At 74.1% G+C, this 13,302-nt stretch carries 14 protein-coding genes; 4 read left to right on the top strand and 10 right to left on the bottom strand.

Annotation, left to right across the window (positions count from 1 at the left end; genetic code table 11):
- Positions 1 to 73: 73 nt before the first annotated feature.
- The gene (locus ACWGJO_RS32655; protein ID WP_452189309.1) at positions 74 to 496 is read right to left on the bottom strand and encodes a RidA family protein; all 423 of its coding nucleotides are present in this window, start codon (positions 494 to 496) and stop codon (positions 74 to 76) included.
- Positions 497 to 722: 226 nt separating this feature from the next.
- Between ACWGJO_RS32655 and ACWGJO_RS32650 the strand changes: the two genes are divergently transcribed.
- Positions 723 to 1,349, top strand: a complete 627-nt coding sequence (locus ACWGJO_RS32650; RefSeq protein WP_452189307.1) for a C40 family peptidase — start codon at positions 723 to 725, stop codon at positions 1,347 to 1,349.
- An 83-nt stretch (positions 1,350 to 1,432) separates the two neighbouring features.
- Here ACWGJO_RS32650 and ACWGJO_RS32645 read toward each other — a convergent pair whose 3' ends face one another.
- A complete protein-coding gene (locus tag ACWGJO_RS32645; RefSeq protein ID WP_452189305.1) occupies positions 1,433 to 1,909 on the bottom strand; it encodes a MarR family winged helix-turn-helix transcriptional regulator in 477 nt (158 codons plus the stop codon).
- 118 nt (positions 1,910 to 2,027) lie between these two features.
- Here ACWGJO_RS32645 and ACWGJO_RS32640 point away from each other — a divergent pair, with 118 nt between their 5' ends.
- The gene (locus ACWGJO_RS32640) at positions 2,028 to 2,438 is read left to right on the top strand and encodes a VOC family protein (protein ID WP_452189303.1); all 411 of its coding nucleotides are present in this window, start codon (positions 2,028 to 2,030) and stop codon (positions 2,436 to 2,438) included.
- 68 nt (positions 2,439 to 2,506) lie between these two features.
- On the opposite strand, the gene ACWGJO_RS32635 is transcribed toward ACWGJO_RS32640, so the two are convergent.
- The 7 genes from ACWGJO_RS32635 to ACWGJO_RS32605 form a co-directional block, all read right to left on the bottom strand.
- Positions 2,507 to 2,791, bottom strand: a complete 285-nt coding sequence (locus ACWGJO_RS32635; protein WP_452189301.1) for a hypothetical protein — start codon at positions 2,789 to 2,791, stop codon at positions 2,507 to 2,509.
- Positions 2,792 to 2,965: 174 nt separating this feature from the next.
- Positions 2,966 to 4,246, bottom strand: a complete 1,281-nt coding sequence (gene thrS, locus ACWGJO_RS32630; RefSeq protein ID WP_452189299.1) for a threonine--tRNA ligase — start codon at positions 4,244 to 4,246, stop codon at positions 2,966 to 2,968.
- A gap of 212 nt (positions 4,247 to 4,458) precedes the next feature.
- Positions 4,459 to 5,226, bottom strand: a complete 768-nt coding sequence (locus tag ACWGJO_RS32625) for a leucine-rich repeat domain-containing protein (protein ID WP_452189297.1) — start codon at positions 5,224 to 5,226, stop codon at positions 4,459 to 4,461.
- Complete coding sequence (locus tag ACWGJO_RS32620; protein WP_452189295.1) at positions 5,223 to 5,783, bottom strand: GNAT family N-acetyltransferase; 561 nt, start codon at positions 5,781 to 5,783, stop codon at positions 5,223 to 5,225. Before ACWGJO_RS32620 ends, ACWGJO_RS32625 begins: the two co-directional genes overlap by 4 nt.
- A 99-nt stretch (positions 5,784 to 5,882) precedes the next feature.
- Positions 5,883 to 6,680, bottom strand: coding sequence for a hypothetical protein (locus ACWGJO_RS32615; RefSeq protein ID WP_452189293.1), 798 nt, complete (start codon positions 6,678 to 6,680; stop codon positions 5,883 to 5,885).
- A gap of 121 nt (positions 6,681 to 6,801) precedes the next feature.
- The gene (locus ACWGJO_RS32610) at positions 6,802 to 8,103 is read right to left on the bottom strand and encodes a serine hydrolase domain-containing protein (RefSeq protein ID WP_452189291.1); all 1,302 of its coding nucleotides are present in this window, start codon (positions 8,101 to 8,103) and stop codon (positions 6,802 to 6,804) included.
- A 156-nt stretch (positions 8,104 to 8,259) separates the two neighbouring features.
- Complete coding sequence (locus tag ACWGJO_RS32605) at positions 8,260 to 8,748, bottom strand: carboxymuconolactone decarboxylase family protein (protein WP_452189289.1); 489 nt, start codon at positions 8,746 to 8,748, stop codon at positions 8,260 to 8,262.
- A 93-nt stretch (positions 8,749 to 8,841) separates the two neighbouring features.
- Here ACWGJO_RS32605 and ACWGJO_RS32600 point away from each other — a divergent pair, with 93 nt between their 5' ends.
- Together ACWGJO_RS32600 and ACWGJO_RS32595 are read left to right on the top strand one after the other, a co-directional pair.
- Positions 8,842 to 9,801, top strand: a complete 960-nt coding sequence (locus ACWGJO_RS32600) for a pirin family protein (RefSeq protein WP_452189287.1) — start codon at positions 8,842 to 8,844, stop codon at positions 9,799 to 9,801.
- 465 nt (positions 9,802 to 10,266) lie between these two features.
- Entirely contained in the window at positions 10,267 to 10,704 is a 438-nt protein-coding gene (locus ACWGJO_RS32595; RefSeq protein ID WP_452189285.1) for a hypothetical protein, read from the top strand.
- A 67-nt stretch (positions 10,705 to 10,771) separates the two neighbouring features.
- On the opposite strand, the gene ACWGJO_RS32590 is transcribed toward ACWGJO_RS32595, so the two are convergent.
- On the bottom strand, positions 10,772 to 13,288 hold the full coding sequence (locus ACWGJO_RS32590) for an ABC transporter permease (protein ID WP_452189283.1): 2,517 nt from the start codon (positions 13,286 to 13,288) through the stop codon (positions 10,772 to 10,774).
- Between the last annotated feature and the right edge of the window lie 14 nt (positions 13,289 to 13,302).

The raw sequence follows: 13,302 nt of genomic DNA, 5'->3' as shown, positions 1-13,302 counted from the left end.
TCCGGGACGCGCGAGCAGATCAACAAGTTCTACACCGGCCGGGTCAGGTCAGGTCAGGTCAGGTCAGGTCAGGTCAGGAAGCGTCGGGCCCGGAGGGCAGCACGGCCACGGCCTCCACTTCCACCAGCTGGTCGTGGTACCCCAGCACCGTGACGCCGAGCAGGGTGCTCGGGGCGTCGTGCTCCCCCATGTAGGCGCGGTAGACGTTCCACACCTTCACCAGGTCGGCCTGGTCGCCGGAGGCCACGTACACGGTCGTCCGGGCGACGTCGGTGAGGGCCGCGCCGTTGTCCTCCAGCACGGCTATCAGGTTCCGCATCACCTGGTGGGCCTGGCCCTCGAAGTCGCCCACGGCGACCGTCCGGCCCTCCTCGTCCAGCGGGCAGGCCCCGGCCAGCCAGAGCGAGCGGGCCGGGGCGTCGACCTCCGCCGCGTAGGCGTAGTCCACCGCCCTGGTCAGCCGCGTGGAGCGGATCAGCTTGACGGCGCTGCTCATGTGGTCCTCCGACAGTCCCGACCGAACGTTCGCGCCCATCGTTGGCGTCTCCTGAACGACCGTCAAACCATTTACCGGCGAACCCCCTCCACTTCGGCGCTCTTGCGTCGGCGATTCACCGTTGCGGGTGATGGCGGTCCGGCCCGCCGCAACGGAATCCTGGTGGTTGCGCCCGGGCACCACGCCCCCGGACGCCCAGCCACCTCCAGCACCGGGAGGCACCGCCATGGAGCCCCAACCGTCCGACCGTGACCAGACCTCCGGCGTCCGTCGGCGCCGCATGCTCGGCCTCGCACTCGGGGCGGGCCTCGTCCCGGCGCTCGGCCCGGCCGCCCAGGCGGCGTCCGACGCCCCGCCCGGGACGGCCCGGTCGCTGCCCGCGGCCGCGCTGGGCCGCCGGGTCGCCGACGTGGCCGCGAGCCAGCTCGGCGTGCCGTACGCCTGGGGCGGCGGCGACCGGCTGGGCGCGGGCCTCGGCTTCTGCGACGAGGAGAACGGCTGGCTGAACGGCGTGTGCATGGGCGAGAAGACGGTCGGCTTCGACTGCAGCGGCCTCTCGCTCTACTGCTGGTACCGGGCCAGCCACGGCACCGTCGAGCTCGGGCACTACACCGTCGCGCAGTTCAACCTCGGCGCCCCGGTGGAGCGCGACGCGCTCGCCCCGGGCGACCTGCTGTTCTTCTCCCGCCCCGACGCCCCCCTGCACCACGTCGGGATCCACGTCGGCGAGGGCGCGATGATCCACGCCGAGCGGACGGGCACCCTGGTCGCCCGGGTCGAGAACGTGCTCGACGTGCCGCGCTGGGCGGGCGAGTTCGCCGGCGCCCGACGCCCGGGGCAACCCCCGGCCTGACGCGACCGGCCCGACGCAGCCGGCCTGAAGCGGCCACCCGACGCGACCGGCCCACCCCGACCGACCCCACGCCCGCCCCACGGTCACAGGCCGCCGCGCCACTCCCCCGTCCCGTGGTGCACCCGCAGCAGCAGTTCCTGCAGCACCTGCCGCTCCCCCGTGTCCAGCGGCGCGAGCACGGCGTCCTGCACCGCCCGCGCCTGCGCCTCCAGGTCGGCGAGCAGCGCCCGTCCGGCATCGGTGACCGAGACCGAGACCCTCCGCCGGTCGGCCTGGTCCCTGGCGCGTTCGACGTACCCGGCGGCGGCGAGCCGGTCGGCGACCTTGGCCAGGTCGCTCGGGTCGATGGCCAGCCGCCGCACCAGGTCCCGCTGGGCCTGCGGGCCGAAGTCGGCGAGTGCGGCCAGCACCGCCATGTCCCAGAGCCGCAGGCCGCGTTCGGCCAGCCGCTCGGCGAGGCGGCCGCGCGCCGCCTTGCCGATCCGGGAGAGCAGATAGGTGCTGAGATCCAGCAGGGTCGGGGGGAGTTCGGCGGCGGGGTGCGGGTTCTCGGAGGCCATGGCGGCAGTCTAGGGTCACTCCCTATAGTGGGTATCGTCCCATCAATTCGAAACCGCCGGGCCCGCCACCGCACCGCCCTCTCTCCACCCTCTCCGCCCCCTTGCCAGGAGTTCGCCCGTGGACGCCCCGTACCCCCGCCTGCTCGTCTCCCGCTTCGCCGAGTGCTTCGCCTTCTACCGCGCGGTCCTCCCGGCGCTCGCCGGCGCCACCCTGGCCAAGGGCGCGCCCGAGGGCCCGTACGCCAACTGGGACCTCGCCGACCGCACCTGCCTGGCCCTCTTCGACCGATCCGCGATGGCCGCGGCCCTCGGCGTCGACGAACTCCCCGCCCACCCCGCCGCACCCTCGCAGGACACCGCGATGCTGGTCCTCCGGGTGGACGACGTGGACGGCGCACTCGGCCTCTGCCTGCGCCACGGCGGCACCCCCGTCACCCCGCCGACCGACCGCCCGGAGTGGGGCCCCACCCTGCGCAGCGCCCATCTGCGCGATCCGGACGGCCACGTGATCGAGCTCCAGTCCTACTGACCGGCCCCCGCCGCACGGGGCTTGCGCCTCGTGCGGCGCGGTCGGCCGGCGGACCGCCCCGACCGGGCCTACTCCATCGGCAGCGACGGGTGGCCCGCCGGCCCGTAGGCCTCGAATCCTCCTCCGGCCTGCGCGAGTTGATCGGCCCGGAAGTCCGAGGAGCAGGCCCTCCCGAGAGCCTGCGAGGCGGAGTCGGCGCCCGGGACGTGTCCGAGCACCGCGGCACAGTACTGGACGGCGGGGCTGGGCAGCGGGCGGAGCTCTGCCGAGCCTGCCGGGGTGGCGGCCACCGCTCCGGCGAGGGCGAGACAGCCGGCCAGGGCGGGAACGGCGAGGCCGTGTGGGACGCGCATCGGGAGTACCTCCGTACGGGTGGGGACAGCGACGGCCGCGGACTCGGCCGCCCGGCCCATTCGACGGGCGGCCGCAGCGCTCGGCCCGACCGACACACCGCACACCGCACTAGTCGTACATATGCCACGAACGGCCCCACCGAGGCCCCGCGGGCGGGCGTCCGAGGCCGGGCCCTACGGCCGCCGGGAGGCGTCCTCCGCCCACAGTTCCGCGTCGCACGCCGCCACCAGCGCGCCGATCCGCGCCCACGCCTCCTCGGCCGGCAGCGGCTCCAGCCGTCGGCCGTCCCGCAGCCGCAGCGCGACCCGGTCGTCCACGGCCTCCTTCGCCCCGATCACCGCCTGGTACGGCACCAGCCGGGCCTCGCGGATCCGGGCGCCCAGAGTCCCGTGCTCGGGCCCGGCGACCTCGGCGCGCAGGCCGAGGTCCAGGCAGCGCTGCCGGAACCGTTCGGCCTGCGGCAGTTCGGCCTCGGAGACGGGCAGCAGCACCACCTGGACGGGCGCGAGCCAGGCCGGGAACGCGCCGCCGTACAGCTCGATCAGGTGGGCGACCACCCGCTCGACACTGCCGATCACGCTGCGGTGCACCATCACCGGGCGGTGCTTGGCGCCGTCCGCGCCGATGTAGTGCAGGTTGAACCGCTCCGGCTGGTGGAAGTCGATCTGCACGGTGGAGAGGGTGAACTCACGGCCGGCGCCGTCGGCGATCTGCACGTCGATCTTGGGCCCGTAGAACGCCGCCTCGCCCTCCGCCGCCTCGAACGGCACCCCGGAGCGCTCCAGCACCTCGGTGAGCAGGGCGACGGCGCGCTCCCAGAGCGCCGGGTCCGCCACGTACTTGCCGCCCGCGCCGGGCAGCGAGAGCCGGTAGCGGACCGGGACGACGCCCAGTGCCCGGTGCGCCTCGCGGATCAGCTCCAGTGCGGCGACGGCCTCGTCGGCCGCCTGCTCCGGGGTGCAGAAGATGTGGGCGTCGTTCAGCTGGATCGCCCGGACCCTGGTCAGCCCGCCCAGCACCCCGGACAGCTCGGCGCGGTACATGCCGCCCAACTCGGCCATGCGCAGCGGGAGTTCCCGGTAGCTGTGGGAGCGTGAGCGGTAGATCAGCGCGTGGTGCGGACAGAGGCTGGGGCGCAGCACCATCTCCTCGGCGCCCAGTTCCATGGGCGGGAACATGTCCTCGCGGTAGTGCGCCCAGTGGCCGGAGATCTCGTACAGCTCGCGTTTGCCGAGCACCGGGGAGTAGACGTGGCGGTAGCCGGCCCGGCGCTCGCGGCCGCGGATGAACTCCTCCAGGGAGTGCCGGATCGCGGCGCCGTCGGGGAGCCAGTACGGCAGGCCCGATCCCATCAGCGGGTCGGTGTCGAACAGGTCGAGTTCGCGGCCGAGCTTGCGGTGGTCGTGCATCGGGCGGTCGTGCAGGGCGTGGTCGTGCGGGGGGTGGCCGTTCATGGCGGTGGTCTCCACTCGGGTGGGCGGGCGAGTGGGTCCGGGAACGGCGAACCCCGGGGCACTCGCCCCGGGGCTTCGAACTGGGTCAGCAGTCAGCGCGCCGGGACTCTCTCCGGCGTCGTCGTGGCGAGTGCAGCGCGCTTCATGCGTTCCACGGTAACAGCTCCGTGCTGTCGGCGGTGATCTTTTCACCCGGGCCGGAGCCCGGCGGTTCAGAAGAGCGTCACGCAGCCGCGCGCGGCCAGCGCCGCCAGCAGTCGGCCCGGCGGCCGCACCTCGTTCCACCGCAGGTCCAGCTTCTCCAGTGCGGGCAGCGCGCCCGGATCGGTCAGCCAGTCGGGCAGTTCGGTGATCCGGTTGCCGCGCAGGTCGAGGCGGCGCAGCTGCGGGAGCCCGGCGAGCACGGCGGGCAGTTCGGTGAGGGCGTTCTCCCGGAGCTCCAGCTCGCGCAGCCCGGCGAGCCGACCGACCGACTCCGGCAGATCCGTCAACTCGTTCCCGCGCAGCCAGAGTTCGCGCAGCTCGCCGAGTTCGCCGATCGCCTCCGGCAGAGCGGTGAGCCGGTTGTGCTGCGCGCGCAGCTCGATCAGCGAGGCCAGGTCGCCGATGGTGGACGGGAGTTCGGTGAGCCGGTTCTCGCCGACGTTGAGGTAGCGCAGCGCGGTGAGCCGTCCGAGCGCCTCGGGCAGGGCGGTCAGCGCGTTGTCGTGCAGGTAGAGGAAATCCCGGAGGCCGGTGAGGTCGCAGAGCTCGGCGGGCAGCGCGGCGAGCCGGTTGTGCCCGAGGTCGAGGGTCCGCAGAGCACTCAACCGGCCGATACCGGAAGAGAGTTCACTGATACCGGTCTCGGCGAGGATGAGCACGGTCAGCTCGGTGCGGTCCCACACCTCGGCCGGCACCTCGTCGAGCGGCCGGCGCCAGAGGTTGAGCGTCACATCGGCCGAACCCACCGTGTCCGTCGTACCCACCATGTCCGTCATGCCTGCGCCGCCTGGTCCGGGCCGATGCGGAACTCCGCGAGCTGTCGGCCGTACCACCGGTCGGTCGGCCCGGTGCCGGTCATCCCCAGGCGCCGGCAGACCGCCGCGGACCGGGTGTTGTCCGGGGCCAGCACGGCGCGGATCTCGGTCAGGCCGTCGGCGAAGCCCTTGGCCAGGACGGCCCGGGCGGCCTCGGTGGCGATGCCCCGGCCCCAGCTGTCGGGGTGGAGGTGCCAGCCGATCTCGATCTCGCCGTCCCCGTCCGGCAGCGGCACCAGCAGGACCGTGCCGGCGACCGTACCGGTGTCACGCCGTTCGACCGCCCAGGCCCCGAAGCGCGGGTCGGCGGACCGCTTCCGGCAGCGCTCGATGAAGGCGCGGGCCTCCTCGGGCCCGGCCATGGCCCGTGGGGTCCGGCCGAGCCAGCGGGCCACCTCCCAGCGGGAGTAGATGTCGAAGGCGCGGTCCTGGTCGGCCGTGGACATGGTCCACTGACGCACCACCAGCCGCTCGGTGGTCAGCACCGTCCCCGAGTCGTCTTCCGTCCCCGCCGTCACGCGCGCCCCTCTCCGGTGCCGATGATGCGTGCATCACCGTACGCAGTCGGGCCGCCGAGCGGAACTCCGGTGTCCCGGGCGCGGCCTCGGCGCGCGGGGTCAGGTCGCGGGCGGGAGCTGGGACGCGGCCACTAGCCCGGCCACCGTCCGGAGCCTGGCGAAGTACTCGCGGCAGTACTGCTCGTCGATCAGGGGCACGATCTTGTCGAGGTCGGCAATGCGGTGCCAGAGGTCGGAGATGCTGCGGTCGTCGAATCCGCCGCCCTGTTCCCGGAGCACGGCGGAGGCGACGGCGTCCTCCAGGAGGATCAGGCACACCCCCGCGATGTCCACCCCGAGGAAGCTCCTGGGGAACGGCGCCCGCCGGTGCTCCTCCCACAGCCGGTCGAGCCGCGCCCGGGCCGACTCCTCGTCCGTGGTCCCGCCGGCCGCGTCCGCCGCCACGGGCGGGCGGAGGAGCGCGGACACGGCGTCGAAAACCGCGCGCACCAACGTGACGGCCCGCTCCGGGGGCACGGCGCCGGTCGTCACGGTGCCCCGCGCGAGCTTGTCGCGCAGTCGCAGGCTTGCCTCGGTCTCGGTGACGAGCCCGGGCTCGAGGAGCCCTTCGGCGGCGGCCCGTCCGATCAGCTCCCGGAGCGGCTCCTCGACGGCCAGTCGTTCGACGAGGACCTGTTCCAGGGCGAACAGCGCGTGGGTGACGGCGACGGTGGCGAACTCGTACCGGTAGTAGGAGTGCCGGATGAGCTCGCGGGAGGTCTCCAGCGCGCCCATGACGCCCATCGCGGCTCCGGCGGGCACCTCCAGACCGGCGACCAGGTCCTGCATCCCCGGATAGTCCGGGGCGACGGACCAGGCGCGGGGGTCCTGGGCAGGGGACAGCAGCGAGGGGATCACCGGTGCATTCTCACCGCCGACGGAGGCCGGAGCCACCGGTTTTCCCCGGGCGCCCGGCCGCGGGCCGTCGGCTTCCGGTCGGCTTCCCGTCGGCGGCACGGCACCACGCTGCGGCAGGCGGTCAGCCCAGCCTCGGCACCATGGCGGCCGGACCCCGCAACGCCGGGCCCTGCACTGCCGGGCCCGCCACCTTCCCCGTCCCCACCCCTGTCCCCGTCCCCGTCCCCGTCCCCGTCCCGCAGAAGGCCTGCTCCAGGAAGCCGGCCTCCGCCTGCATCTGCGCGACGACCTGCGCCTGGTCGCCGCGCGGGGTGACGGACAGCGACACCTGCCGGTCGCCCGAGCTCCACAGCTGGGTGCTGTACCCCGGCACCGAGCCGTCGTGCCCGTAGACCGGACCGCAGGAGAGCTGCCAGCCGGCCAGCCCGAGCCCGTAGCCCAGCCCGGTCGGCATGCCCTCGATCACGATCGGGGTCGTCGTGGTCATCTCCTTCAGCAGCGCCGGCGGCAGCAGCCGACCGCCCAGCAGGGCCTTCTCGAAGCGGTTCAGGTCGCCCAGGGTGGAGATCACCTCCCCTGCCGAGTTCGCCCAGGTGACACTCGCCACCGTCACGTCCCGGTCACCGCGGTCCTCCGGGCCGGGGCCCTCGGACAGCGTCCAGTAGCCGTGCGCGTGCGGGCCCCGGATGCCGGTGGCCGTACCCGGGAAGTACGTGCCGGTCAGGCCGAGCGGGCGCAGGACGCGCGCGGTGGCCTCCTGGGCGTAGCCGTGCCCGGTCACCTTCTCGATGATCATGCCGAGCGGGGTGTAGTTGACGTTGGAGTAGCCGTACCCGGTGCCCGGCGGGAACTTGGGCGCGTGCGCCGCCGAGGAGGCCACCACCTGGGCCGGGGTGATGTGCCGGGTCAGGCCGCCCTGGTCCAGCCAGTTCCGGACGGCCGCCGGTTCGGCCCAGTCGGGGAAGACCCCGCCCTTCTCGTTCGTGGAGTCCCAGAGTCCGGAGCGGTGGCTGAGCAGCTGACGGACGGTGATGCGGTCGCCGTTCGGGACCAGCCCGGGCAGGTGCCGCTCGACCGGGTCGTCCAGGCCGATCCGCCCCTCCCCGACCAGTTGGAGCACCGTGGTGGCGATGAACACCTTGGTGACGCTGCCGGCCCGGAACCGCCCGTCCGTGCGCAGCGGTGCGCCGGTGGCCAGGTCGGAGACTCCGGACGCCCCGCGCCAGGTGCCGTTCCCGTCCCGGACCTCCGCGATCGCCCCGACGGCGCCGGCGTCGGTCAGCGCCCGCAGGGCCGCCGCCCGCGGGTCGCCGGATCCCGGCCGTCCGTCGGCGGCCCCGGCCGCACCCGCCGGGACCAGCGGCCCGGCCAGTGCCAGACAGACCGCCCCCACCAGCGCGGAGACAAACGTACGCCGTGCCATGCGACCCCACCTTCGCCGTCGGCGAGCACTCCCTCACCCTCGACGCCCAGCCTCGCCGCAGCGCTGACGGTCGGTCATCCTCCGCCGGAAGGAGCCGGTCGTACACCCGTCAACGGAGGGCCTCCGCCGGAAGACGGAGACCTCCGGCGGTCACGACTACCGGGCCGGGGCCGGGCGGACCGGGTGCTTGCTCAGGATGGACACCCGGTTGAAGGAGTTGATGGCGATCGAGACCCAGACCACCGCGGAGATCTCCTCGTCGCTCAGCACCTCGCGCGCCACGCCGTACGCGGCCTCCTGGAGTGCCGCGTCCGCCGGGGAGGTGGTCGCCTCGGCCAGCGCGAGCGCGGCCCGCTCCCGGTCGGTGAACACCTCGGTGTCGCGCCAGGCCGCGAGCACGCCGAGGCGCTGGGCGGTCTCGCCCTCGCGGATGGCGGCCCTGGTGTGCACGTGCAGGCAGTAGGCGCAGCCGTTGATCTGCGAGACGCGGAGGTTGACCAGCTCGATCAGCCGGCGGTCCAGCCCGGCCTCGGCCGCGACCTCGCGCGCAGCCTCGGCGGCGGCCAGCAGCGCCTTGTACGCCTGGGGGCTCTGCTTGTCGATGAACACCCGCCGGTCCGTCGGGACCACCGTCACATCACTCACCTGGACTCCTTGGGCTGGTCGCACTGTCGCCCGCCACTCTGCCATGGCATGATAGTTGAATCTAGAACTAATTACCATCTGGGAGGGACCCCCGTGAGCACCGCCGAGACCGACCTCGTCGAGACGCCCGCCGCCGACCCGCGGGTGGAGATCCTGCCCGCCCGGGACGTCCCGCTCGGCGGCCCGCGCGCGATGACCGTACGCCGCACCCTCCCGCAGCGCTCCCGCACCATGATCGGCGCCTGGTGCTTCGTCGACCACTACGGGCCCGACGACGTCGCCGGCACCGGCGGCATGGACGTCGCCCCGCACCCCCACACCGGGCTGCAGACCGTAAGCTGGCTCTTCACCGGCGAGATCGAGCACCGCGACAGCCTCGGCGTCCACGCGTACGTCCGGCCCGGCGAGGTCAACCTGATGACCTCCGGCCGCGGCATCGCCCACTCCGAAGTCTCCACCCCGGCCACCACCGTCCTGCACGGCGTGCAGCTGTGGGTCGCCCTGCCCGAGGAGCACCGGCACACCGGGCGCGACTTCCGCCACCACGCCCCCGCCCCGGTCGCCCTGGACGGCGGCGAGGCACGGGTCTTCCTCGGCACCCTCGCCGGCGACACGTCCCCCGTCCCCACCTTCACCCCGCTGCTCGGTGCCGAGCTGACCCTGCGCCCGCACGCCGTCGTCACCCTCGACGTCGACCCCGCCTTCGAGCACGGCCTGCTCGTCGACAGCGGCGAGGTCCGCCTCCTCGACACCCCGCTGCGCCCTGCCGAACTCGGCTACGTCGCCCCCGGCCGCCGCACGCTCACCCTCACCAACACCGGCGCGACCGACGCCCGGCTGGTGCTGCTCGGCGGCACGCCGTTCGAGGAGCGGATCGTCATGTGGTGGAACTTCATCGGGCGGTCTCACGAGGACATTACCCGAGCCCGCGAGGAATGGATGAGCTCCGCGAACCCCGACCGTTTCGGCGCCGTCCAGGGCTACCCGGGCGACCGCCTGCCCGCCCCGGAGCTCCCCGGCATCCCCCTCAAGCCTCGCGGAAACGTGCGCTGACCTGGGCGTTTGCCAATCGGGGGTGCGGCGGCCGAGTCCGCCGCGCCCCCGAGCCGGAGCCCCCTGCGCCCACCCCCGAAGCACCCCTGTCGACACTCGCCTCCACACTCGACGCGTGACACCGTTCGACCATCCACGACAGCGCCTGACAAGACCGATGCTGACCCAATGCTGAGTTTGTTGACGGCCCATCAGAACAGACCGGAGCACTTTCACGGAGCCCGGGAAGTCACCACCGGGTACCGCCGGGAGCCGGCGGATGCCCTGGCGCGGCCCCCTCGGCGGCTGCCGAAGGACGGTCACTACCCGAGCGGCGCGGGCCGGAGAAGGCAGCCACCATGCCGCCAGTCCCCCACCGACGATCTTGCTTCAAGCCAGTTATTACATTCGGACCCTGCGGCCTTCCGGGCCCCTCTGCCGACAAGCGCCCGCCGGCCCGCCCCGACCCGGCGCTAGGGTGACCTCATGGCGGACGCCCCGACGACAGCAGCACCCTCGGTCGAGGCGCTGGACGCCCTCGTCGAGCGTGCCTGCGAACCGCCAACCGGCACGTCCCGGGCGAAGCAACTGCGCTGGGTCGCCGGCGAACTGCGCACCGCCCTGGAGCGGGGCGCGATATTGCCCACGGCCACCGGCTCACTCGCCCAGCTCCTCGCACCGGACACCCTCGCCGACTACCTCGCCGCCGCCGAGCGGGGCCTGCTGCGGCGCAAGCCCGCCGCACGACCGGGCCAAGCCTCACCCGCGTCCATGCGCGTCCGGGAGGACTGCCTCCATGTCCTCGGCGCCCGTGCCGGCATCACCGTCACGCTCCCGGACCGCGACCCGCCGCGGGCCGAGCTCCGGCCCGTGGTCGCCGCCCGCCCGCGCAGCGGCCGATCCCGTGGGCGGCGGTCGCCCTGACCGTGCTCGCCCTCGGCGCGGTCCTGCACCAGCTGGCCTGGTCCGCCCCGCGATCACGCCTCCGCGGTCACGCCTCCGCGACCGCCTCCAGCGGGCTCAGCGCGGCCGCCCGCTGGGCCGGGACCGCCGCCGCGACGGCTCCGATCGCCAGGGAGGCCAAGCAGACGAGGGCGAGCGTCCCCCAGGGCAGCACCAGAGCGTACTGCTCCATCGCGCCGCCGGCCAGGGCGCCGACCGCCCAGGCGCCGAACAGGCCGCCCGCCAGGCCAAGCAGGGTGCCGAAGGCGGCCACCGTCACGGCTTCCAGACGGATCATCCGACGAATGCCGGGGCGGTCCATACCGAGGGCGCGCAGCGCACCGATCTCCCGGGTCCGCTCGGCGACCGACATGGCCAGGGTGTTCACGATGCCGAGGGCCGAGATCACCACACCGATCGCGAGCAGCCCGTACATCAGGGTGAGCAGGTCGCTCATCGTCCCGGCGGCCTCGCGCACCAGGGCGGCCCGGTCCTGCACCTTCAGCAGCGGGTTGTCGCCCACCGCCGTCCGCAGCGCGCCCTCGGAGACGCCGTCTCCCCGTACCAGGATCCGCTGGACGGAACCGGGCTTGAAACCGTTGTGCTGCACCTCACCGCGGTCGCCGAGCGCGTCGTGGGCGGTGGGATTGTCCCGGTAGACGCCCACCACGGTGTAGCTGGTGAAGCCCTCGCCCCGGCCCATCCGGGCGTTGACCTGGCCGCCCGCACTCGCCCCGGTCTCCCGGGCGACGCTGCTGGAGACGGCGATCCGGCCGGGGCCGAGGTCCCTGAGCGAGCCGCTCAGGAAGTCGAGCCTCATGGTCTGACCGACGGAGCCGGGGTCGACGCCGGAGATCTCCCGCACCTTGCCGCCGATGACCGCCGTGGAGTCCGCGACCGCGCTCGCCGTCCGCACGCCGGGCGTGCCGGCCACCCGCTGGACGGCCGCCGGGTCGATGCCGGTCATGGTGTTGCCGGTGCTGATCACGTAGTCGGCGCCGAGCCCGTCCGCCGCCTGCCGGTCCAGCGCCCGCCCGGTCGAACTGCCGATGGTGGCGAGGCCGCTGACCAGCGCCGTGCTGATCAGCAGCGTCGCGGCCGTCGCCGCCGTGCGCCGGGGGTCGCGCAGCGCGTTCTGCTGGGCGAGGCGGCCGGCGATGCCGAAGCGGCGGGTGAGGCGGCCGGTCAGCCGGATCACCGGCGGCGCGACCGCCGGCGCCAGCAGGATCAGGGCCACCACCAGGACACCGCTGCCGAGCATCGCCCTGCGCAGGTTCTCCTCCGAGGCGTCCTTCGCCGAGCCCGCGAGCGCGACCAGCAGGCCCACACCGAGCAGCAGCAGCGCCACCCCGGCAGCCGTACGCAGCCGCGAGCGCTCGCTGCGCTGCGTCACCGAGCGCAGCGCCTCGATCGGCGCGATCCGGGCGGCCCGGCGCGACGGCAGCCAGGCGGCCAGCACCGTCACCCCCACGCCGACGAACAGCGCCGCCGCCACCGGCCGGGCCCCGATCACCAGCGAGCCCTGCGGCAGCCGGTTCCCCTGACCGCTCAGCAGGTCCGGCAGTACCGGAGCGATACCGAGCCCGAGCGCGAACCCCAGCGCCGACGCGACGACGCCGACCACCACGGCTTCGGCCAGCAGCGAGCGCACCACCTGGCGCCGGGTCGCACCGACCGCCCGCAGCAGCGCGATCTCCCGGGTGCGCCGGGCGACCAGCATGGTGAAGGTGTTGACCACCAGGAACGAGCCGATGAACAGCGCCACTCCCGCGAAGACCAGCGGCATCTTCCGGTAGCCGCGGGTCAACGTACCGACGTAGACGGCCTGTTGGTCGGCCTGCGCCTGCCCGGTGGTGGCCTCGGCCTCGCCGGCCGGGAGCATGCCCTCGATCCGCTGCGCCATCTCGTACTGACTGGTCCCCGGCCCGGCGGACACGTCGATGCCGGTGTAGTGCCCGGGAGTCGCGAACAGCTTCTGCGCCGTCGCCCGGTCGAGGAGGGTGAGCGTGCCGCCGGCCGTGACCCGGGTGTCCCGGGTGGTCACGATGCCGACCAGTCGCGCGGTGAGCGCCGGGCCGTCCGTGGCCAGGGTGACCGTGTCGCCCAGGTGGAAGCCGCCGGCCGCCGCCGTGCCCCGGTCGACGGCGATCTCGCCCTCGGCCGCCGGCGCGCGGCCCTCGGCCAGGGGGTGGCGCGCCGGGTCGTACGAGGCCGCGAGGTTCGTGCCCCGCCTGACCCGCAAGGGCGTGCCGTCGGCCGCGTTCAGCACCGCACTGCCGTCGGCCGACGGCCGTACCGCCGTCACCCCGGGTACGTCGGCGAGCCGGCGGACGAGCGCGTCCGTCAGCACGCTCGGCCGGTCGGGGGCGGCGGGCGACTGCTTCGCGGTGACGGTGACCGCGATGTCGGCGAAGCTCCGGGACGCGGCGGCCCGGTGGGCGGCGGCGGTGGAGTCCGCGAAGACGAGGGTGCCGGAGACGAAAGCGACACCGAGGCAGACCGCGAGGACGGTCATCAGCAGGCGCGCCTTGTGCGCCAGCACGTTGCGCAGGGCAGAGGTCAGCATGAGCGGCTTTCGGA

The organism is Kitasatospora sp. NPDC054795 (assembly GCF_053611565.1).
This window is presented reverse-complemented; position numbering and strand designations above follow the sequence as displayed.